Here is a 20,163-nt window from a genome sequence, read left to right as displayed (position 1 = left end):
CATCGAAGAAGGAAAGCGCTTTCCCCCAGGACTAGATCAGCGAGGACGCACCGCTTCGTCAAGTGCGGCGAACCCGGCAGAACGCCTGCCTGCCGAAACCCGTTGAAACTTTCATCGGATGTCTTAGGCTGGTCCTCCCCGACATTCCGGCAGAAGGGCGCGCATGCACCTCGTCAGGTCCGCTCAATCGCCCCGCTGGGTGGTCCGCGCCGAGGACGGCGACCGGGCGCTGCCCACCGGTTTCTCCCTCGGCGACGCGCTGTCCGCCGACCTCGCCCACTTCCGCGACCAGCTCGCCCGCGCCACCGAGCCGGTCGACCCGGTCACCCCCGCCGCCCCGGTCGACGCCGGCACCGAGGTGTGGGCGGCCGGCGTCACCTACCGCCGCTCCCGCGAGGCCCGGGTGGAGGAGAGCACCGAACCCGACATCTACCAGCGGGTCTACGACGCCGAACGGCCCGAGCTGTTCTTCAAGTCGGTCGGCTGGCGGGTGCGCGGCCACGGCGAGACCATCGGCGTGCGCGAGGACTCCACCTGGGACGTGCCCGAGCCCGAGCTGGCCGTGGTGATCGCCGCGAGCGGCGAGATCGCCGGCTACACCGTCTGCGACGACGTCAGCAGCCGCTCCATCGAGGGCGACAACCCGCTCTACCTGCCCCAGGCCAAGATGTACGCGGGAGCGACGGCGCTCGGCCCCGGCATCCGCCCCGCCTGGGAGGTGCCCGACCCCTACGACCTGGCGATGGCGGTGACCATCACCCGCGAGGGCCGCGTCGTCTGGTCGGACGAGGCGAGCACGGCCCAGCTCCACCGCCGCGTCGACGAGCTGGCCGGCTACCTGTTCAAGGCCGAGCGCTTCCCCCGGGGCGTGGTGCTGTCGACCGGCACCTGCATGGTCCCCGGTCCGGACTTCACGCTGCTGCCCGGGGACCGGGTGGAGATCGTCATCGACGGCGTCGGCACGCTCGCCAACGACGTGCGCCCCGCCCTGGAGGTCGTCTCACCGGCCTGAGCCGGTCACGGGCCGGTGGTGCTCGGCGAGCAGCCGGCCGTTGTGGCGGACCCGGGCTCGCTCGTACGGGCAGAGCCGGCGGGTCACGAAGGACCGGGCGAGGGCGTCGGCGTCCTGGCGGCCGATGCCCCAGCCGATGGTGTGCCACCGGGTGTCGTCGCCTGTGGTGTCCAGGACGGTGATCTCGAAGAGCTGCGCGGGCGTGCACCTCGTGTGGTCATGTCCGGATGGCGCCTGGTTCATGGCCAGAACGTTCTCCGTCACCGAGAGGAGTAAACCGGCTCATCCGGGGACCGCCTCCACGACGTCGAAGACGCCGCCGCCGGTGACGCCGGCCAGCCGCAGGCCGGCCCGCTCGAACAGCTCCGCGTACTCGCCCGCCGTGCGCTGCCTGGCGCCCTTGGCGATGACCAGCATCTCCAGGTCGATCACGGTGGCGGCGGTCGGCTCGCGCGGCGGGTCCGGGATGACGGCCTCGCAGAGCAGGACGCGACCGCCCTCGTTCATCGCCCGCCGGCAGCTCGCCAGGATCCGGACGGCGTCGTCGTCGCCCCAGTCGTGGACGACGTTGGACAGCAGGTAGGCGTCGCCGCCGGGCGGCACCGACGTGAAGAAGTCGCCGCCCACCAGCTCGCACCGGTCGGCCACGCCCGCCTCCACGAGCGGCCCACCCGCTCCCTCGATGACGTGCGGCAGGTCGAACAGCACGCCGCGCCCCGCCGGATGCGCCGACAGGATGGCCGCGAGCATCGCGCCGTGGCCTCCGCCCACGTCGACGACGGTCCCGTACCGGGTGAAGTCGTGGCCGCGCACCGCCGGCCACACGAACGCGGCGGAGACCGACGTCATCGCGTCGTTCAGCACCTCGCCGTGGTCGGGATGGTCGCGGAAGTGGTCGAAGGCCGGGCCGAAGACGCGCTCGAACGCCGACTCGCCGGTCCGCACGCTGTCGGCGAAACCCGACCACGCCCGCCGGTGCCACGACGAGCCGAGCATCACGGCGAACCCGCGCTGCGACTCCGGGTGGTCCCGCCGCAGCCGTTCGCCCGTCTCGGTCAGTTCGAACACGCGGCCGTCGAACTCGCGCAGCACGCCCAGGTCGGCGAGCGCCCGCAGCAGCCGGTAGAGCGCGCCGGGGTGGGCGCCCACGGCCCGCGCCAGCTGATCGGCGTCGCGCGCGCCACCGGCCAGCGCGTCGGCCACCCCGAGCTCGGCCGCGGCGCAGACCGCCGACGCCACCCAGGCGCCGTCGATGTAACCCAGCAGCCGCTGGGCCGGGTCGGGTGGCATGGAACCCTCCTGCTGGATCGGTTGCCGCGCCGTCATTGTCCATCGGCTCGCCGGGGTTCGCCGTACGCGCGAGGACGCGTGTCGTGACGTACGGCCGGGGCGAGTGAGCAGAAACCGGGCAGAAAGTGGTCTGGTGAACGGCGGGCCGTGACCGCCATCGTGTCCGGTACCCGCACCCTCACGCGGGACGGCCGTCCGGGGGTGGACGGCCGGGTGCGGCGGGGTCCGCCGGGCGCGGGGACTCGCTCGACGGACCCGCCGCGCCGGTCACGGCACGGCGCGGGGGAGCGTGGCCGTCATCACCAGGCCGCCGCCCTCCCGGGGATGGGCCGTCACGTCGCCGCCGTGGGCGCGGGCCACCGACCGGACGATCGACAGGCCCAGGCCCGCGCTCTTGCCCGTGACGGTGCGCTCGCCGTTGAGCCGGCGGAACGGCTTGAACAGCTCCGGCACGTCGTACGGCGGCACGACGGGGCCCGTGTTGGTGACCGTCACCGTGACCCGCCCGCCGGTGGCCGTCCGGCTGGCGATCCGGACCCAGCCGGTGCCGTCGCGCAGGTTGTGCCGGACGCCGTTCTCCACCAGGTTCGTCACCAGCCGTTCGAGCAGCAGCGCGTCACCGGTCGTGGGCGCGGGGAACGCTTCCTCGTACACCGTGACCTTCTCCTGCGCCGCCTCGGGGGCGGTCTGGGCGACCACGTGCGCCACGACGTCGGCGAGGTCGACCGGCGACCGGTCGGTCACCTCGTGCTCGGCCCGCGCGAGCAGCAGCAGCCCGGAGATGAGCCGCTCGTGCCTGACGTTGATCTCCAGCAGGCTCTCCCCGAGCCGCTTGACGTCGGCGGAGGCGGAGCGGCGGTGCATGGCCAGCTCGACCAGGGCGCGGTTGAGCGTCAGCGGGGTGCGCAGCTCGTGCGAGGCGTTGGCGACGAACCTGCGCTGCCCGTCGAAGGACCGGTCGAGCCGCGCCACCATGGCGTCGAAGGTGTCGGCCAGCTCCTTGACCTCGTCGATCGGCCCGTCCAGGTCGATCCGCTCGCGCAGGCCGCGGTCGGCGTCGGGGGCGGCGGCGATGCGGCGCGCGGTCGCGGTCACCTTGTGCAGCGGGGCCAGCACCCGCCCGGCCACCACCCAGCCCAGCGCCGTCGCCAGGCAGGCGACCACGACCACCGCGATCACCCCCTGGGCCAGCAGGGACGTGGTCGCGGCGGCGCGCAGGTCGGCCTCCTGCTCGGCCAGCAGCCGCTGCGACGCCTCGGGGCTGAGCATCACCCCGTCCTTCATGACGGAGATGAACCTGTGCCGGTTCCCGCCGGGGTCGCCGTACTTCTCCTCGAAGATCCGTACCAGCTCCTGGTTGAACAGCAGGTACGTGACGCCGACGAGCACCACGCCGGCCAGCATGAACAGCGCGCCGTACACGACCGTGAGCCGCAGGCGCAGCGACAGCCTCATGGGATGCGGTAGCCCGCGCCGGTCACGGTCAGCACCACCGGCGGGTCGCCCAGCTTGCGCCGCAGCTTGAGCACGGTCAGCCGAACCACGCCGGTGAACGGGTCCGCGTTCTCGTCCCACGCCTTCTCCAGGAGCTGCTCGGAGGAGATCACGGCGCCGCCGGCCCGCAGCAGCTCGGCGAGTACGGCGAACTCCTTGTTCGACAGCGGCACGTACCGCCCGTTCCGGTACACCTCGCGCCGGGCCGGGTCGAGCGTGATCCCGGCGCGGCGCAGCACCGGCGGCAGGGCCGGCCGGGCGCGCCGGCCGAGCGCCTGCACCCGGGCCGACAGCTCGGCGAAGGCGAACGGCTTGGCCAGGTAGTCGTCGGCGCCCAGCGACAGGCCCGTCACCCTGTCGTCGATCTCCCCCGCCGCGGTGAGCATCAGCACCCGCGCCGTCGAATCCGACTCCACGAGGTGCCTGCACACGTCGTCGCCGTGCACGAGCGGCAGGTCCCGGTCCAGGATGACCACGTCGTAGTCGTTGACCGCGATCCGCTCCAGCGCCGACTCGCCGTCGCCGGCGGTGTCCACGGCGTGCGTCTCGTCGCGCAGCCACTCGGCTATCGCGTCGGCCAGGATGCGCTCGTCCTCCACTACCAGCACTCGCATGCCGGGAATCGTGGCGGATCGGCTGTTTACTCCCCGTTAGCGCTCGTGGAAACCGCCGGGAAACCGGCTCGTCGGTTCCATCTCCTCTCAGGCGGCCGGAACGGTTCCGGCCCGACGAGGAGAACGTGATGCGAGTACGGATGCTCGGCGTGACCGCGGCGCTCGCGCTGGCGCTGACCGGATGCGGCGCGGAGGCCCCCGGCGTGGCCTCCGCGGGCGGCGATCCCACCGCGAGCGCCGCGCCGAGTCTGGACCGCGAGGAGCGGGGCCTGAAGTGGGCGCAGTGCATGCGCGAGAACGGCGTCGACGTCCCCGACCCCAAGCCGGGCGAGGGCATACGGATGACGATGGGCCCCGGCACCCAGGAGAAGATGGAGCAGGCCCGAGAGGCGTGCAAGGAGTGGCAGCCCCCCGGCGGCGGGCGTGCCGACGGTGAGAGCAACGACGACCTGCTCAAGATCGCTGCCTGCATGCGTGAGAACGGCGTGGAGAACTTCCCCGACCCCGAGGGCGGCAGGGTCCGCATCACCAAGGACGTCGGCGACGACCCCGACTTCGAGGCCGCGCAGAAGAAGTGCCAGATGGACCGGCCCAAGTGATGGGCACGACCACGATCGACGGGGAAGCGCTGGAGACGGCCCCGCGACGCCGCCGCGGCCGTCGGGCGGCCTGGCTGACCACCGCGACCGTGCTGGCCGGCGCGGTGGCCGCCGCCGGTCTCGGCCTGCTCGACAGGGCCCCGGCCGGGCGGCCCGCCGCCGCGCTGCCGCCGGCCACCGCGACGATCGCCGAGGAGACCCTGCGGGACACACGGGAGGCCGACGGCGAGCTGGGCTTCGGCCCGGCCGCCTCGGTGACCAACCGCATGCGCGGCACCGTCACCTGGCTGCCCGGCGGCGACGACGTGATCACCCGCGGCGAGCCGCTCTACAAGGTGGACGACGATCCGGTGGTGCTCATGTACGGGAGCACGCCCGCGTACCGGGACCTGGCGGTGGGCGCCGAGGGCCGTGACGTGGCGAGCCTGGAACGCAACCTGAGCAAGCTCGGCTACGACGGCTTCACCGTCGACGACACGTACACCTGGGCCACGGCGCGGGCGGTCATGGCCTGGCAGGAGGACCGCGGCCTGCCGGAGACCGGCGTGGTCGAGCTGGGCCGGGTGGTGTTCGCCGACGGCAAGGTCCGGGTGGACACCGTGGACGCCGAGACCGGCCGGCCCGCCGCGCCCGGACAGAAGGTGCTCGGCTACACCGGCACCGCCAAGGTCGTCACCGTCCAGCTCGACTCCGAGGACCGGCGGCTGGCGAAGGAGGGCGCCAAGGTGACGGTCACGCTGCCCGGCGGTCAGGAGGTCAGGGGCAAGATCACCGAGGTCGCCACCGTGATCGTCCCGGGGCAGGGGAACGAGGAGCCGCAGACCAAGGTCGAGGCGCTCGTCTCGCTCACCGGCGAGAAGGCGGCTGACCTCGACCAGGCGGCGGTGGACGTGAGGTTCACCGCCGAGGAGCGCGAGAACGTGCTCACCGTCCCGGTCGCCGCCCTGGTGGCGCTGCGCGAGGGCGGGTTCGGCGTGGAGGTCGTCGAAGGCGGCGCCACCCGTTACGTCCCGGTCGAGACCGGCCTGTTCTCCGGCGGCCGGGTGGAGATCACCGGCGACGGGCTCACCGAGGGCATGACGGTGGGGATGGCGAAATGATTGAGCTTTCCCGCGTGAGCAAGGTCTACCCCGGCGGCGTCACCGCGCTGGACGACGTGTCGCTGGAGATCCGGCGCGGCGAGATGGTCGCCATCGCGGGCCCGTCCGGGTCCGGCAAGTCGACGATGCTCAACACCATCGGCACGCTCGACCGGCCCACGTCGGGCACGGTCCGCGTCGACGGATACGACGTCGCGACGCTGTCGGACAACCGGCTGTCGGCGTTGCGGGGGACCGGGATCGGGTTCGTGTTCCAGCAGTTCCACCTGGCCGCGAACGTGCCGGCGCTGGATAACGTGGCCGACGGACTGCTCTACAGCGGCCTGCCGCGGGCCGAGCGGCGCCGCCGCGCGCGGGCCGCGCTGGAGCGGGTGGGGCTCGCCCACCGCATGGACCACGAGCCGCACGAGCTGTCCGGCGGCGAGCGGCAGCGGGTGGCCATCGCCAGGGCGGTGGCCGGCGATCCGCCGCTGCTGCTGGCCGACGAGCCGACCGGCGCGCTCGACTCGGCGTCCGGGGCGGGGGTGATGGAGCTGCTGCGCGAGCTGCACGCGTCCGGTACGACGGTGCTGATCATCACGCACGACCCGGAGATCGCCGGCAGGCTGCCCCGCCAGGTCCGGATGCGCGACGGCCGGATCGTCGCCGACCAAGCCGGGGCGGCCTGATGGCCGGCCGTGATCTCACCCCGCCCCGGTTGCGGCCGCGCGACGTGCTCAGGGTCGGCGCGGTCGGGCTGCGCACCCGCCCGCTGCGGGCGTTCCTGTCGGCGCTGGGCATCGCCATCGGCATCGCGGCGATGATCGGCGTGGTCGGCATCTCCTCCTCGTCCGGCGCCGAGCTGGACCGCCAGCTTTCCGCGCTGGGCACGAACCTGCTCACGGTCTCGTCCGGGCAGACCCTCAGCGGCGAGGAGGCCAAGATGCCGGTGGAGGCCGAGGCGATGATCGAGCGCATCGGTCCTGTGCTGTCGGTGTCGTCGGTCGGGCAAATCCAGGACGCCAAGGTGTACCGGTCGGAGGAGATCCCCGAGGCGCGGACCGGCGGCATCTCCGCCTACGCGGCCCGGCTCGACCTGCTCGACTCCGTGGGCGCGACGCTGCGCGCCGGCACCTGGCTCAACGCGGCCACGCACGCCTACCCGGCCGTGGTGCTCGGTTCGGCCACGGCCGAACGGCTCGGCGTCGGCGCGGTCGGGCCCGACACGCAGGTGCTGGTCGGCGGCCGGCGGTTCACCGTCGTCGGCGTCCTGGAGCCGGTGGCGCTCGCCGTGGAGCTGGACACCGCGGCGCTGGTCGGCTGGCCGGTCGCGGAGGAGCGGCTGGGCTTCGACGGCCACCCCACCGTGCTCTACACGCGGGTGGACGAGCGGCACATGGACGCGGTACGGGACGTACTGGCCGGAACCGGCAACCCGGAGGCGCCCAACGAGGTCGACGTCTCCCGCCCGTCGGACGCGCTGGCCGCCAAGCAGGCCACCGACCAGGCGTTCACCGGCCTGCTGCTGGGCGTCGGCGCGGTGGCGCTGATCGTCGGCGGGGTGGGGGTGGCCAACACCATGGTCATCTCGGTGCTGGAGCGGCGGGCCGAGATCGGCCTGCGCCGCTCGCTGGGCGCCACCCGTGGCCAGATCCGCACCCAGTTCCTGGCCGAGTCGCTGCTGCTGTCGGCGATCGGCGGGGTGGGCGGCGTGTGCGTCGGCGCCGCCGTCACCGTCGGCTACGCCGCCTACGAGGAGTGGCCGTCCGTGATCCCCGCCGAGGCGACGGCGGGCGGCCTGGCCGCGACGCTGGTCATCGGCGCGGTCGCCGGGCTCTACCCGGCGATCCGCGCCGCCCGCCTCTCCCCGACGGAAGCCCTGGCCAGTCCTTGACCGACCGGGCCCGGGCGGTTCCTGACCGACCGGGCCCGGCGCCTACGGACGCGCCGTCAAGGCCCGTCCGCGAGCAGCGTCTCCCCGATCCAGCCGTCCGGGGCGCACCCGGGCGGGATCGCGAACACCGCCGAGCCGATCGCGGTGATCCACTCGTTGAGCAGATCGCCTTCGGCCAGCCGCCGCTGCACCGGGACGAACTGCTTGTCCACGTCCGCCTGGTAGGCGGCGAACAGCAGCCCGGAGTCAGGGATGCCGTCCTCGGCCAGCCCGTCGTCGTAGTTGTACGGCCGCCGCAGCATGCGGGCGCCGGGATCGTCCACCCGGGCCCGCCTGATGTGCGCGTACTCGGAGATGACGGGGAAGCCGAGCCGGTTCAGCCTGCCGAAGTCGGGCTCGTCGTGCTCGGCCCGGCCGGTGAGCGGCGCGCCGTCGGCGAGGCGGCGGCCGATCGTGAACTCCCTGCCGGTCCTGTCCAGCTCGTCCCAGGTCTCCAGGTCCATGCGGATCCGGCGCAGCACCAGCGTGGTGCCGCCGCGCAGCGGGCCCTGGCCGAGCCAGACCGCCCGGTCCAGGTCGGCCGGGTTGACGGTGCCGTCGAGCTGGCCCATCAGGTTGCGCTGGGTGGCGCCGGCGGGCTGGACGTGCGCGCCGCGCCGGAAGCCGCGCTGCGTCCAGCGCACCCGCGCGAACGCCCGCGCGTCCTTGACCACCATCCGCAGCGCGTGCGCGACGGTCAGCGGGTCGTCGGCGCAGATCTGCACCAGCAGGTCACCGCCGGACCAGCGGTCCTCCAGCTTGTCCGTCTCGAACTCCGGCAGCTGCCGGACCGGCGATTCCACCCCGGCCGCCTCGAACAGGCCGGGGCCGAACCCGAACGTGACCGTCAGCCTGGCGGGGGAGGCGGCCAGTTCGGGCTCGGTGTCGGCGAGCGCGCCCCGGCCCAGGGTGAGCCGGCGCGCGTCGTCGGTCAGCAACCGCATGAGCCGGACGATCGGCTCCCGTCCGGTGCCGCGCTTGAGGTCGAACGCGACGAACACGGCGTGCGCCTGCGGGGACGTGGCGATCCCGGCCTGGTGGACGCCGTGGAACGGTTCCGTGGCCGTACCGGACGGGACCTCCGTGGCAGCGCCGCTCGGCGAGGGGCCGGCGGCAGTGCCAGCGGTCGTGCCGGCCACCGTGCCCGCCGCCGTGCCCACGGCCGTCGCCGCCCCGGCGGCGAACAGCCCGCGCCGGGTGATCCTCTGCTCGGCCATCAGTGGTCCGTGCCCGGCTGGTAGTCCTCCTTCGCGCCCGCGAAGTCCTTGCCGACGGCGGTGAACTCCAGCGGGGGGCCTTCCTGCAGCGTCAGCGTGAGCGGGATCTCCGCGCCTGGCTTCACCTCCTCCTTGACGCCCATCAGCATGATGTGGTCGCCGCCGGGCTTGAGCTCGTGGCTGCCACGTGCCGGGACGACGAACCCGCCGTCCTTCGGCCGCATGATCATCTTGTTGTCGGACTCGACCACCTCGTGCAGCTCGATCTCCGGCGAGAGCGGCGAGGCGCCCGCGACGACGGTGATGGGGCTGTCGGTGTGGTTGACGAGGGTGCCGAACGCGGCGGTCATCCCCTCCTTCACCGCCTTCACCCAGGGGTCGGTGATGGTGAGCGCCTGGGCCGGGGCGGCGGCCTCGACACTGGCAGTGGGCGCGGGCCCGGCGGCCGGAGTGGTGGCGCCGCAGCCGGCGAGGAACACGGCCGTGGCGGTGACGAGCAGGGCGGAACGGGTGTTCATGGACATGCCTTCCTGCGCCCGCGGCGGAAGTCGCCGGGGCGTCGGTCATCGGAAAAGGTCAGCGGATTCCGATGACCGCGGGCGGCCCGCGCCCGCTGACGGCATGCCGGAGGATCGCCGAGCGCAGCACCGGCGGCTCGGCGTGGGGCAGCTCGACGAACGGCGTCGCCGGCACCGGCAGCAGCACGGTGACGAGCCGCGCGGCCAGGCGGCGCAGCAGCCCCCACAGCGCGGCCTCCCCGCGCGCCAGCCAGAGCGCGGTCAGCCCGACCGCCCACCCGTGGGCGACGAACATCCCGAGGTCGGGGGCCAGCCCGGCCGAGGCGTGCGCGGCGTGCGCGGCCCCGGCGGCGGGGGAGACGGCGTGGGAGAGCGAGAACATCACGTGCAGGACGAGCTGCAGACCGCTCAGCAGCGCCAGGATCGCCCGCGGGCCCCGCTCCCGCCCGGCCAGCGGGTACGCGCCCCCGGCGGCCACGAAGAACCCGGCCACCATGGCCGGCCCCGGCACGCTCCCGCCCGCCAGCGAGTGGGCCACCATGCCGAGGCTGAGACACACCACGGCGAACACCGCGGTGCGGGCGAGGCGGAACGGAAGGCTGGACGGCACGATGCCGACATGATTTCACGCCACCCCCTCGGTCCTTCTCCCGACACAGCCCAAGATTTCCGGCGAGACCGGCATAATGGCGCGGGATGCTGACGCCCACGGACCCGCACGCGTACGCGGCGGCGATCGCCCCGGTCATCGACGCGGTCCACGTCAACCTGCACGCCGCCACACGCAGACCCGGCGCCCTCGGACTGCTGAACGACCTGCGGTTCACGCTCCCGCTGCGCACCCTCACCAGACGCGACCTGGCCGCCGTCCACCGGTACGGGGACGACCGGGAGGAGAGCATCCGGGAGCACGTCCGGCGCGGCGAACTGGCCGACGACGACGGCACGCTGCGGCTGACGGAGCGGGGCCTGGACCTCGTGCACGGGCTGTACGAGACGCACGCGGCCGCGGCGGGCCGGATCTGGCGGGACCACGACGTCGAGACCCTCGCCGCACTGGCGGGACGGGTGCTCGGCAAGGCCGTGGCGGAGCCGGGTGACGCGCTCGCGGTGATGGCTCCCCCGTACGAACCCGAGGGGGCACCGGCGGGGCTGCTGCTGTTCAACCGGCTGGCGGCGCTACGCTACGCCCGCGCCGACGCGCACGCGGCGGCCTGGCAGGCGGCAGGACTGACCGCGGCCGAGGTCGTCGCACTGGAGCCCGGCCCGCTGCGCGAACGCATCGAGGCGGGCACCAACCGCCGCGCGGCGGTGCCGTACGAAGCCTTTTCCGAGCCGGAACGCGAAACCCTCTATACCGGCTTGCTCGCACTGGTGTGAGAGGTCCGAAACTCACACCTCCCGGTAACTAGCCGAAAGGCGCACTATGGTACGTACCTCGGTAAGGGAGGGGCGTGGTGGATCAGGACCTGCCCGGCGGCGTGCGGCTCATCGTGGGCGTCGACGAGACTCCGGCCGCGCGCTGGGCGCTCGCCTGGGCGATCGGGACCGCGCGGCTGCGCCGCATGGCTCTCGTCGCCGTACATGTCAGCCGGGCTCCGGTGCACCCGTTCCCGGAGGCGCTGCCCGTGCAGCACGCCATCAGATCGGGTGAGGAGGCACGCTGCGGCGAGGTGATCGCCGGCGTGTTCGAGGACGTGGCGGGAGGCCTGCCGGAGGACCTCCACACGGTCATGGTGTCCAGGGTCGGCGATCCCGGCTACCACCTCGTCGACCTGGCCCGCGAGGGCGACCTGCTGGTGCTCGGGCGCAGCCGCCGCGGCCTGCTCAGCCGCATGTTCCTGCCCTCGACCAGCATGTACTGCGCGCGTCACGCCAAGACGACGGTGGTGATCGTGCAGCAGCCCACCCCGCCCGACGAACCCGAGATGTCAGAAGACCGCTCTCGCCGGTTCTGGAGCCGCAGGCACGATTGACGCGCGAAGCCCGCCGCGGGCCCGGCACTGCCGGGCCCGCGACGGACGGTCTCACCTGAAAGCGCGCAGCCGCAGGCTGTTGCTCACCACGAACACGCTGGAGAACGCCATCGCGGCCCCCGCGATCATCGGGTTGAGCAGCCCCATCGCGGCCAGGGGCAGCGCGGCCACGTTGTAGGCGAACGCCCAGAACAGGTTGCCCTTGATGGTGGCGAGCGTCCTGCGCGACAGGCGCAGGGCGTCGGCCGTCACCCGCAGGTCGCCGCGGACCAGCGTCAGGTCGGACGCCTCGATGGCCGCGTCGGTGCCGGTGCCCATGGCCAGCCCGAGGTCGGCCTGGGCGAGCGCGGCCGCGTCGTTGACGCCGTCGCCCACCATCGCCACGACCTTGCCCTCGCCCTGAAGGCGCTTGACCACCTCGACCTTGTCCGCGGGCAGCACCTCGGCGATCACCTCGTCGATGCCCACCTCGGCCGCCACCGCGCGGGCGACCTTCTCGTTGTCGCCGGTCAGCAGCACCGGGGTGAGGCCGAGCCGCTTCAGCTCCGTGACCGCCTCCGCGCTGGTGGGCTTGACCACGTCGGACACCACCAGCACGGCACGGGCCCGGCCGTCCCAGCCGACCGCGACCGCGGTGCGGCCCGCGGCCTGCGCCTGTTCCAGAGCCTCCACGAGCTCGGGGGTGAGGTGCTGCGACCACTCCTCCAGCAGCCTGGGCCGGCCGACCAGCACCGCGTGCCCGTCGACCACGCCCTGCACGCCGAGCCCTTCGACGTTCGCGAAGTCCTCGACCGTGGCGTCCGACCGGGCGGCCCTGGCCACGGCCTGGGCGATCGGGTGCTCGGATGCGTGCTCCAGCGCGCCGGCCAGGCGCAGCACCTCGGCCTCGTCCTCGCCCTCGGCGACGTGGACCTCGGTGAGCGTCATCCGGCCCTCGGTGACCGTGCCGGTCTTGTCGAGCACGATCGTGTTCGCCTTGCGGGTGGACTCCAGCACCTCCGGGCCCTTGATCAGGATGCCGAGCTGCGCGCCCCTGCCGGTGCCGACCAGCAGCGCCGTCGGCGTCGCCAGCCCCAGCGCGCACGGGCAGGCGATGATCAGCACCGCCACCGCCGCGGTGAACGCCGCGCCCGCGCCGTTGCCCGTACCGAGCCAGAACCCGAGCGTGCCCACGGCGAGCGCGATCACGATCGGTACGAACACGCCCGAGATGCGGTCGGCGAGCCGCTGCACCTCGGCCTTGCCCGTCTGGGCTTCCTCCACCAGCCTGGCCATCTGCGCCAGCTGGGTGTCGGCCCCGACCCGGGTGGCGCGGACGACGAGCCGGCCGCCCGCGTTCACCGTCGCACCCGTCACCGCGTCGCCCGGCCGCACCTCGACCGGCACGGACTCGCCGGTCAGCATCGAGGCGTCGACGGCGGACGTGCCTTCCTCGATCACGCCGTCGGTCGCGATCTTCTCGCCCGGCCTGACCACGAACAGGTCACCCGCCTTGAGCTGGTCGGCCGGGACGCGGCGGCCGTCGGCCAGCTCCACGTCCTTGGCGCCCAGCTCCATCAGCGCCCGCAGCGCGGCCCCGGCCTTCCGCTTGGACCGCGACTCGAAGTAGCGCCCGGCCAGGATGAACGCCGTCACCCCGGCCGCCGCCTCCAGGTAGATGTTGCCGGCGCCGTCGGTGCGCTGGATCGTCAGCTCGAACGGGTGGACCATGCCGGGCATCCCGGCCGTGCCGAAGAACAGCGCCCACAGCGACCAGCCGAAGGCCGCGAGCGTGCCCATCGAGACCAGCGTGTCCATGGTGGCGGTGCCGTGACGCAGGTTCGTCCAGGCCGCCTTGTGGAACGGCCAGCCCGCGTACACCACGACCGGCCCGGCCAGCGCCAGCGACAGCCACTGCCAGTAGCGGAACTGCAGCGCCGGGATCATGGCCATGGCCACCACCGGGACGCTCAGCACCACCGCGACGATCAGCCGGTCGCGCAGGCTGTTGTCCGGCTTCTCCGCTTCTTCCTTGGGTCGCTCGTCGGGCAGCTCGGCCGTGTAACCGGCCTTCGCCACCTCTTCGACCAGCGCTCGCGGGTCCAGGTCCGCGGGGAAGGTGACCTTGGCCTTCTCGGTCGCGTAGTTGACCGTCGCCGTGACGCCGTCGAGCTTGTTGAGCTTGCGCTCGATCCGGTTGGCGCAGGAAGCGCACGTCATGCCGCCGATCGAGAGCTCGACCGCGCCCCCGCGGCCGTCGGTGAGTGATGTCATCACCCTTCTCCTCTCAGGCGTCAGTGGCCGTGCGGTCCGGTCTCGGCCGTGAAGGCCGCGGTGCGCACCTTGCCGTCGTGCTTGAAGTCCAGGAACAGGCGGTAGGAGCCGGTGCTGGGCACCTCGGCGAAGAACGTGATCTCCGGGCCCGCCTTGCCGGTCTCCTCAGGATGGACGTGCAGATAGGCGAGATCGCCGGCCCTGAGGGCCACCAGGTGTCCGTAGGCGCCGAGGTAGGGCTCCAGGTCGGTCACCGGCTTGCCGTCCTTGCTCACCTTGAGCGTCAGCTTGCTCGACCGGCCGGGCTCCAGGCTCCCGGCGAGGCTCACAGTGTAGTCACCGGTCCGCGCCTCGGTGCTCGCGTGCGGGAGCTCGCGCGGGCGGTAGTCGCCCGGCACCTGCAGGTCGAGGCCGAGCGTCAGCTTGTCGGCGCCGGTGGGCTTGAAGTCGGCGAAGGCACGGTACGGGCCGGGCTCGTCCAGGGGGAGCTTCACGCGCCAGGTGCCGTCGGCGGCCATCTCCGGGTGGAGGTGCCGGAAGATGGTCAGGTCGCGGGAGGCGACGATGAGGTGCAGCTTCTTGTCGTGCTCGACGTCGAACTCCGTCACCGGCTTGCCGCCGGGGCCGTCGACGGTGAAGCGGAAGTCGTCGGGGTCGTCGGTGGCGAGGCGGGTGAAGGTGTAGCCGTCCTGGGAGACCTGGAGCCCCCCGGGGGTATCCGTAGCGCCTGAATGCCCGCTGTCGGCGTGGCCGTCCGCGCTGTCGGTGTGGCCGTCTTCGGCCTGCTCACCCTGGCCGTTCTCGGCCTGCTCACCGGTTCCGTGGTCCATGGCCGTCTCTCCCTGCTTCACCTGCTCCGCCGTACGGCCGGTCGGGCCGGGGGCGGGCCCGATCTGGCCCGCCGCGCTCCCGGCGCCCAGCGCCGCGGCGAAGACCACCGCGAGCCCGGCGCCGTAGAGGCCCAACCGGCCTGCCGTTCTCATGACACCCCCACCAGTTCGTAGCCGGCCTCCTTGACCGCGCCGCTGATCTCCGCCTCATTGACAGGACCGTCGCTGACCACGGTCAACCGGCCGCTCTTGAGGTCCACGTCGACGGAGGTCACGCCGGCCACCTCGCCGACCTCCTCCTTGACGGAACTCACGCAGTGGCCGCAGGTCATGCCCTTGACGGTGTAGGTGGCGGTGCTCATCGCATGCTCCTTCATATGCTCGTACGTGATGCCTTGTATCGAGTCTAACACCGTACCCCCCTAGGGTATGTCTTGACCCTGGTTGTGCATACCTGGAGGGGGTATGTGGAGGACGATATATACGGCTAGGGGGTATGTCAATCCTCGGCGCCGCGTGTTCCTTGAACAATCCGACATCTGGTCCGCGCAAACACGGGGACCGCCGCCATCCCTTGCTAGGCTGCAAAGCATCCGTTGGGTCTTGCCCAGCGGGCGAGACCGTCGAAGAAGTGGGGTCACACAGTGAAGAAGCTGCTTGTTCTGGCGCTGGTCGCCCTTGGGGGGTTGCTGATCTGGCGCAAGGTGCAGGCCGATCGGGCAGAGCTCGATCTCTGGACCGAGGCGACCGGTAGCGAGAACTAACCGACCGGCGAGGCGATGAGTGACATCGTCCCCATCAAGCTGGTGTGCCTGGACCTGGCAGGCACCACGGTCGGCGACATCGCCACGGTGGAGCGCGCGTTCGCCGAGGCGATCGCCACCCAGGGCATAGTCCCCGGGACCGGAGCGTACGCACGTGCCATGGTGCACGTGCACCGGTCCCGGGGGCAACCCAAGATCGACGTCTTCCGGGGCATCTTCCCCGAGAACGAGGCCCGGGCTCAGGCCGCCAACCTGACCTTCGAGCGCGCCTACGAAGGCGCCCTCGAACGCTCCGGCCTCACCCCCGCCCCCGGCATCGTCGAGGTCCTCGACAAGCTCCGCGGCTCCGACATCCGGCTGGCCCTGCTCACCGGCTTCAGCCGCACCACCCTCGGCCGCGTCCTCGGCATCCTCGGCTGGCACGACAAGATCGACCTGGCCATCAGCCCCGAAGACGCGGGCGGCCGCGGCCGCCCCTGGCCCGACATGGTCCTGCACGCCGTCCTCCGCCTCGGCATCCCCGACGTCCGTCAGGTGGCCGTCGCCGGTGACTCCGAGAGCCACATGCTCGCCGGCCACCGCGCCGGCGCCGCCGTCGTGGCCGGCATCCTCACCGACAGCGGCCACAGCCGAGACCGCCTCGTCGGCGGCGGCGCCACCCACGTGTTACCGTCCGTCGGCGCACTCCCGGAGCTGATCCTGAGCGGCGACCTGGGAGGCGCGCGGATACCGGCGCCGGTTCGGTAGGCTATCTTCATTGTTCGAAGGGGCCTTAGCTCAGCTGGCAGAGCGCCTGCTTTGCAAGCAGGAAGTCAGGAGTTCGAATCTCCTAGGCTCCACCGCATGTCGAAGGCCACATCCCGTGATCGGGAAGTGGCCTTTTCGATCTTGTGCAGCTGCAAACTGCAGCTACACTCGCTGATCGACGTCTTCGAGGTCCTGTTCCGCCGGGCGGTGATCCACCGCTACCTGAATCGGCGGCCGTTCCGTCCCGCCCGACGATCTGCAACCGGTGTGGTGATGGTCACGGGGATCCCTGAGGGAGCCTGGGCGCCCGTGATACGTGCTAGTTCGGCCTCGCCCGAACGGACCTGGCTGGTCTGCGGGACAATGCCGGCGTCGGCCATCAGGCGGGTCATGTCACGGCGCTGGTTGGGCAGGACGAGGGTGACGACGCTGCCGGACTCGCCGGCGCGGGCGGTGCGGCCGCCGCGGTGCAGGTAGTCCTTGTGGTCGTTCGGCGGGTCGACGTTGACGACGAGGTCGAGGTTGTCGACGTGGATGCCGCGGGCCGCGACGTTGGTCGCCACCAGCACCGTGATGTGGCCGGTCTTGAACTGGGCGAGGGTGCGGGTGCGCTGGGGCTGGGACTTGCCCCCGTGCAGCGCGGCGGCGCGTACGCCACTGTTCAGCAGGTTTTCGGTGAGCTGATCCACGGCGTGCTTGGTGTCCAGGAACATGATCACCCGGCCGTCGCGAGCAGCGATCTCCACAGTGGTGGCCTGCTTGTCGGCGCCTTGGACGTGCAGCACGTGGTGCTCCATCGTGGTGACCGCGCCCGCCGAGGGGTCAACCGAATGGACCACCGGGTCGGTCAGGTAGCGGCGTACCAGCAGGTCGACGTTGCGGTCCAGAGTGGCGGAGAACAGCATCCGCTGGCCCCCGGGACGCACCTGGTCGAGCAGGTGGGTGATCTGAGGCATGAAGCCCATGTCGGCCATCTGGTCGGCCTCGTCCAGCACGGTGATGCCGACCTGATCCAGGCGGCAGTCGCCGCGCTCGATGAGATCCCTGAGCCGCCCCGGGGTCGCAACGACGACCTCGGCACCACCACGCAGCGCATTGGCCTGCCGACCGATCGACATACCGCCGACGACGGTGGCCAGCCGCAGCTTCAGTGACCGGGCGTACGGGGTGAGCGCGTCGGTGACCTGCTGGGCCAGCTCCCGAGTGGGAACGAGGATCAGAGCCAGCGGCTGCCGGGATTCGGCGCGCTGTCCGGAAGTGCGGGCGAGCAGGGCCAGGCCGAAGGCGAGTGTCTTGCCTGACCCGGTGCGTCCCCGCCCAAGGACATCCCGGCCGGCCAGGGAGTTCGGCAGCGTGGCCGCCTGGATCGGGAACGGTTCCTTCATACCTAGGCTGGCGAGCGTCTTCAGCAGCGCGGGAGGCATGTCGAGTTCAGCGAATGTCGCGGCTGCGGGCAGGGCCGGGGTGACGGTGACCGGCAGTGCGAACTCCCTTTGGGGAGCGGCGGGACGTCGCCCGTAACCACTGGAACGGCTGGGGGCGCCTGAACGGCCCCGAGCGGGCGAGCCGAGTCGGTCACCCTTGCCGGCGTTGGCAGAGCCGCCCGTGCGGGTGGGGGAGTAGCGGCCGTGCGTGCGAGTTGCATGGTTCATGCAGAACCTTCCTCGATGCGGCACGTGTCAAGTGATTCTCGGCGCGATGAGCGCACAAAGAACAGCGAGCACGAGCCGAAGAAAAGACGAGCCGGGCCGGCGGAAAACAGCCTGGCCTCGTGCGTCGAAATGGTCGGCATTCGCCGGAAAGAACGGCGGCTGCGATGCCGGTCAGAGGGCTGGAGCGGACTTATGCCCGAACCGGAGCCATGAGTGGTCCATCCGGTGTGCGGCGGAAGAACAGACATGCTGTCCCTGTGCGGTTTGTGAGGCCGTCACGGCACGTTGGGTACCACAAAAGCAACGCGGTGGGGCCCACACCCTATGGCGCGGGCCCCAGCTGCGTGGTGCGTCGGTGTCAGGCGGAAACGATGTTCTCGGCCTGCGGGCCCTTCTGGCCCTGGGTGACGTCGAAGGTCACCTTCTGGCCGTCGCGCAGCTCGCGGTAGCCGCCGTTGGCGACGATGTTGGAGTAGTGGGCGAAGACGTCGGCGCCGCCGCCGTCCTGCTCGATGAAGCCGAAGCCCTTTTCCGCGTTGAACCACTTCACGGTGCCAGAAGCCATGTTGATCTCCTTTGATAGGTGCAAAGCCGAAATCCGCATCGGACGAACTTCGCGTCGCCGCGATAGGACCACACACCCGGAGATGACCGGAAAACATAAAATGCACCTGAGGCTACATACCGTCAGGTGCACACAAGTTCTTATGGGTACCACAACTGCAACTGGATTCAACATAGCACACGTTCAGGCGTGCTGCGCATGCCCCGCCGCCGTTGCGCCTGAAGATCATGATCGGGAAGTAGCCTTTTCGATCTTGTTCAGCTACGGCGCCGCTCAACCATCGTGGTCGAGCGGACCGCCTAAGAGGTTTGCCCCGTCGGCCCTGTGATTCGCGGTCTCGTCGGCAAACCTGAGCTACAGAGCAGTCACCGGGCAAGCATGCGGGCTAAGGGCCGGTTTCGCGCGGAAGCCGCGCGCGTGGAGAGGATGGAAGAGCTGCTTCTGTGGAGTGTCGGCCACGGCCTCTCGGCCAGCGGATCCGTTCCAGCAGCGACATCACCGGCTCGCACAACACGGTAACGACTGCTCCCATCGCGATCACTACCAGTGCGACAACGCGACGGATCCGGCTCACTCCACCAATCTACGCCTCGGACGGAGACCGCCTCCGGGATGATGCGGACGTATGGCATCTTTGATGCCGATTGCCGTCCCCTGTGCGGCGAGGGTTATCCAACGGCCCTGGTGATCGTGCTGACAAAGAAGGCCACCCCTCGTGAATCGGGGAGGGGCCCGGCTTCCCTGGTCCTCACCACCTCCACCCACCCCTTAACCATCTGAGGGATGGGCCGTGGCTGCCCACCCCTCATAAAAGGTCCTCGCTCCGCTCGGGCTGTGCTTCCAGGGGCGTGCCTCCGGCGCGCCGGCTCCGCCACCGGGACATCACGTTGGCCGTCTGGCGGATCCTGACGCTCAACCCCGCGTCCAGACGTGTCGGCGATGCTCTGGGTCGGCGTCCACAGCTGAACGACGAGGAAGGCCCCGGTGGGTGAGCCGAGCACTGCACGCGGGACTACCAGCAGACAAGCTCGCGTTCGGATCACTGGCGGTCCTCGCTCGCCCGCTAGGGATGTGAGGCGCGACGAGGCAGGGTCCGCGCAATACCCTCCACGGCCATTCGTGGAGGGACCCGCCACCTTGCCGACCGCCGCGTGATTCGCCGTCGGCCGGATCGGAGAAGACGGGGACGATTCCGCTCTGCGCGGATCAGGCCGACTTCGAACGCGGCACCTGTCTAAGGTGAGGCATGGCCCCTTCCATCCCGCCGCTACGTTCAGCGATCGATCGGACCAACTCCAAGCCGTCTCCGGCGCGCGAGCCACTGTGGCGGCACGCGCTCGGTGAGTGTCTCAGAGGTCTTCGTCACGAGCGGGGCGAGAAGTTGAGCGAGACGGCACGTCGCGCCGGGGTCTCGCCGCAGTATCTCTCCGAGATGGAACGAGGCGTCAAAGAGCCGTCGAGTGAAATGATCGCTGCGGTCGCCGGCGCGCTGGACGTGACCCTGGTCGATCTGACCCTCGCCGTTGCCGAGAGCTTGCGGTCTGCTCAGAACAGCACGTCGAGAGGCGCTACCTGCTCGGCGGCGTACGCTCTGGCCGCGTAGCGTGGCTTGCCCGGGTC

At 71.5% G+C, this 20,163-nt stretch carries 22 protein-coding genes and 1 tRNA gene; 11 read left to right on the top strand and 12 right to left on the bottom strand.

Annotated features, from left to right (window positions below):
• Positions 1–163: 163 nt before the first annotated feature.
• Positions 164–1,012: a fumarylacetoacetate hydrolase family protein gene (locus tag ACIBF7_RS04835; protein ID WP_148035915.1), complete on the top strand. Its 849-nt coding sequence runs from the start codon at positions 164–166 to the stop codon at positions 1,010–1,012.
• Here the strand turns inward: ACIBF7_RS04835 and ACIBF7_RS04830 are convergent.
• From ACIBF7_RS04830 to ACIBF7_RS04815, 4 genes are all read right to left on the bottom strand, one after another.
• The gene (locus tag ACIBF7_RS04830) at positions 1,001–1,276 is read right to left on the bottom strand and encodes a hypothetical protein (RefSeq protein WP_271276856.1); all 276 of its coding nucleotides are present in this window, start codon (positions 1,274–1,276) and stop codon (positions 1,001–1,003) included. The genes ACIBF7_RS04835 and ACIBF7_RS04830 overlap by 12 nt on opposite strands.
• An 18-nt stretch (positions 1,277–1,294) precedes the next feature.
• Positions 1,295–2,302: a methyltransferase gene (locus ACIBF7_RS04825; protein ID WP_397196467.1), complete on the bottom strand. Its 1,008-nt coding sequence runs from the start codon at positions 2,300–2,302 to the stop codon at positions 1,295–1,297.
• A gap of 267 nt (positions 2,303–2,569) precedes the next feature.
• Entirely contained in the window at positions 2,570–3,757 is a 1,188-nt protein-coding gene (locus tag ACIBF7_RS04820; protein ID WP_397196466.1) for a sensor histidine kinase, read from the bottom strand.
• Positions 3,754–4,410, bottom strand: coding sequence for a response regulator transcription factor (locus ACIBF7_RS04815; RefSeq protein WP_148035911.1), 657 nt, complete (start codon positions 4,408–4,410; stop codon positions 3,754–3,756). Before ACIBF7_RS04815 ends, ACIBF7_RS04820 begins: the two co-directional genes overlap by 4 nt.
• A 128-nt stretch (positions 4,411–4,538) precedes the next feature.
• On the opposite strand from ACIBF7_RS04815, the gene ACIBF7_RS04810 reads away from it, so the two are divergent.
• From ACIBF7_RS04810 to ACIBF7_RS04795, 4 genes are read left to right on the top strand one after another with little or no spacing between them, the layout of a single operon-like run.
• Positions 4,539–5,009, top strand: a complete 471-nt coding sequence (locus tag ACIBF7_RS04810) for a hypothetical protein (RefSeq protein ID WP_364233969.1) — start codon at positions 4,539–4,541, stop codon at positions 5,007–5,009.
• Positions 5,009–6,109: an efflux RND transporter periplasmic adaptor subunit gene (locus ACIBF7_RS04805; protein WP_397196465.1), complete on the top strand. Its 1,101-nt coding sequence runs from the start codon at positions 5,009–5,011 to the stop codon at positions 6,107–6,109. The genes ACIBF7_RS04810 and ACIBF7_RS04805 overlap by 1 nt, the downstream gene beginning before the upstream one ends.
• Entirely contained in the window at positions 6,106–6,777 is a 672-nt protein-coding gene (locus ACIBF7_RS04800) for an ABC transporter ATP-binding protein (RefSeq protein ID WP_397196464.1), read from the top strand. Before ACIBF7_RS04805 ends, ACIBF7_RS04800 begins: the two co-directional genes overlap by 4 nt.
• Positions 6,777–7,982: an ABC transporter permease gene (locus ACIBF7_RS04795; protein WP_148035907.1), complete on the top strand. Its 1,206-nt coding sequence runs from the start codon at positions 6,777–6,779 to the stop codon at positions 7,980–7,982. Before ACIBF7_RS04800 ends, ACIBF7_RS04795 begins: the two co-directional genes overlap by 1 nt.
• Before the next feature lie 56 nt (positions 7,983–8,038).
• On the opposite strand, the gene ACIBF7_RS04790 is transcribed toward ACIBF7_RS04795, so the two are convergent.
• The 3 genes from ACIBF7_RS04790 to ACIBF7_RS04780 are packed head-to-tail and all read right to left on the bottom strand — an operon-like array spanning position 8,039 to position 10,366.
• The gene (locus ACIBF7_RS04790) at positions 8,039–9,238 is read right to left on the bottom strand and encodes a Dyp-type peroxidase (protein ID WP_397196463.1); all 1,200 of its coding nucleotides are present in this window, start codon (positions 9,236–9,238) and stop codon (positions 8,039–8,041) included.
• Positions 9,238–9,756: a copper chaperone PCu(A)C gene (locus ACIBF7_RS04785; protein ID WP_397196462.1), complete on the bottom strand. Its 519-nt coding sequence runs from the start codon at positions 9,754–9,756 to the stop codon at positions 9,238–9,240. The genes ACIBF7_RS04790 and ACIBF7_RS04785 overlap by 1 nt, the downstream gene beginning before the upstream one ends.
• Positions 9,757–9,814: 58 nt before the next feature.
• Positions 9,815–10,366, bottom strand: a complete 552-nt coding sequence (locus ACIBF7_RS04780; protein ID WP_397196461.1) for an MFS transporter — start codon at positions 10,364–10,366, stop codon at positions 9,815–9,817.
• Positions 10,367–10,452: 86 nt separating this feature from the next.
• On the opposite strand from ACIBF7_RS04780, the gene ACIBF7_RS04775 reads away from it, so the two are divergent.
• Together ACIBF7_RS04775 and ACIBF7_RS04770 are read left to right on the top strand one after the other, a co-directional pair.
• Positions 10,453–11,136 carry a hypothetical protein gene (locus ACIBF7_RS04775; protein ID WP_397196460.1) on the top strand — a complete coding sequence of 228 codons (684 nt, stop codon included), beginning with the start codon at positions 10,453–10,455 and terminating at the stop codon, positions 11,134–11,136.
• A 74-nt stretch (positions 11,137–11,210) separates the two neighbouring features.
• Entirely contained in the window at positions 11,211–11,732 is a 522-nt protein-coding gene (locus ACIBF7_RS04770) for a universal stress protein (protein WP_148035902.1), read from the top strand.
• 51 nt (positions 11,733–11,783) lie between these two features.
• Here ACIBF7_RS04770 and ACIBF7_RS04765 read toward each other — a convergent pair whose 3' ends face one another.
• Genes ACIBF7_RS04765 through ACIBF7_RS04755 form a run of 3 tightly spaced genes read right to left on the bottom strand, consistent with a single transcriptional unit; the run spans position 11,784 to position 15,177 of the window.
• Positions 11,784–13,985: a heavy metal translocating P-type ATPase gene (locus ACIBF7_RS04765; protein WP_397196459.1), complete on the bottom strand. Its 2,202-nt coding sequence runs from the start codon at positions 13,983–13,985 to the stop codon at positions 11,784–11,786.
• 20 nt (positions 13,986–14,005) lie between these two features.
• A complete protein-coding gene (locus ACIBF7_RS04760; protein WP_397196458.1) occupies positions 14,006–14,968 on the bottom strand; it encodes a hypothetical protein in 963 nt (320 codons plus the stop codon).
• Positions 14,965–15,177, bottom strand: coding sequence for a heavy-metal-associated domain-containing protein (locus tag ACIBF7_RS04755; protein WP_148035899.1), 213 nt, complete (start codon positions 15,175–15,177; stop codon positions 14,965–14,967). Before ACIBF7_RS04755 ends, ACIBF7_RS04760 begins: the two co-directional genes overlap by 4 nt.
• A gap of 282 nt (positions 15,178–15,459) precedes the next feature.
• Here ACIBF7_RS04755 and ACIBF7_RS04750 point away from each other — a divergent pair, with 282 nt between their 5' ends.
• The 3 genes from ACIBF7_RS04750 (at position 15,460) to ACIBF7_RS04740 (ending at position 16,418) form a co-directional block, all read left to right on the top strand.
• Positions 15,460–15,579 carry a DLW-39 family protein gene (locus ACIBF7_RS04750; protein ID WP_013130296.1) on the top strand — a complete coding sequence of 40 codons (120 nt, stop codon included), beginning with the start codon at positions 15,460–15,462 and terminating at the stop codon, positions 15,577–15,579.
• Between the two features lie 15 nt (positions 15,580–15,594).
• Positions 15,595–16,326 carry an HAD family hydrolase gene (locus ACIBF7_RS04745; RefSeq protein ID WP_148035898.1) on the top strand — a complete coding sequence of 244 codons (732 nt, stop codon included), beginning with the start codon at positions 15,595–15,597 and terminating at the stop codon, positions 16,324–16,326.
• Between the two features lie 19 nt (positions 16,327–16,345).
• Positions 16,346–16,418, top strand: a tRNA-Ala gene (locus ACIBF7_RS04740).
• A 126-nt stretch (positions 16,419–16,544) separates the two neighbouring features.
• Here ACIBF7_RS04740 and ACIBF7_RS04735 read toward each other — a convergent pair.
• Positions 16,545–17,978: a DEAD/DEAH box helicase gene (locus ACIBF7_RS04735; RefSeq protein WP_397196457.1), complete on the bottom strand. Its 1,434-nt coding sequence runs from the start codon at positions 17,976–17,978 to the stop codon at positions 16,545–16,547.
• A 358-nt stretch (positions 17,979–18,336) separates the two neighbouring features.
• Positions 18,337–18,543: a cold-shock protein gene (locus tag ACIBF7_RS04730; protein WP_397196456.1), complete on the bottom strand. Its 207-nt coding sequence runs from the start codon at positions 18,541–18,543 to the stop codon at positions 18,337–18,339.
• A gap of 1,246 nt (positions 18,544–19,789) precedes the next feature.
• On the opposite strand from ACIBF7_RS04730, the gene ACIBF7_RS04725 reads away from it, so the two are divergent.
• The gene (locus ACIBF7_RS04725) at positions 19,790–20,146 is read left to right on the top strand and encodes a helix-turn-helix domain-containing protein (protein ID WP_397196455.1); all 357 of its coding nucleotides are present in this window, start codon (positions 19,790–19,792) and stop codon (positions 20,144–20,146) included.
• Positions 20,147–20,163: the final 17 nt, after the last annotated feature.

The organism is Nonomuraea sp. NPDC050478, from assembly GCF_044458265.1.
GTDB classification, from domain to species: domain Bacteria; phylum Actinomycetota; class Actinomycetes; order Streptosporangiales; family Streptosporangiaceae; genus Nonomuraea; species Nonomuraea ferruginea.
This window is presented reverse-complemented; position numbering and strand designations above follow the sequence as displayed.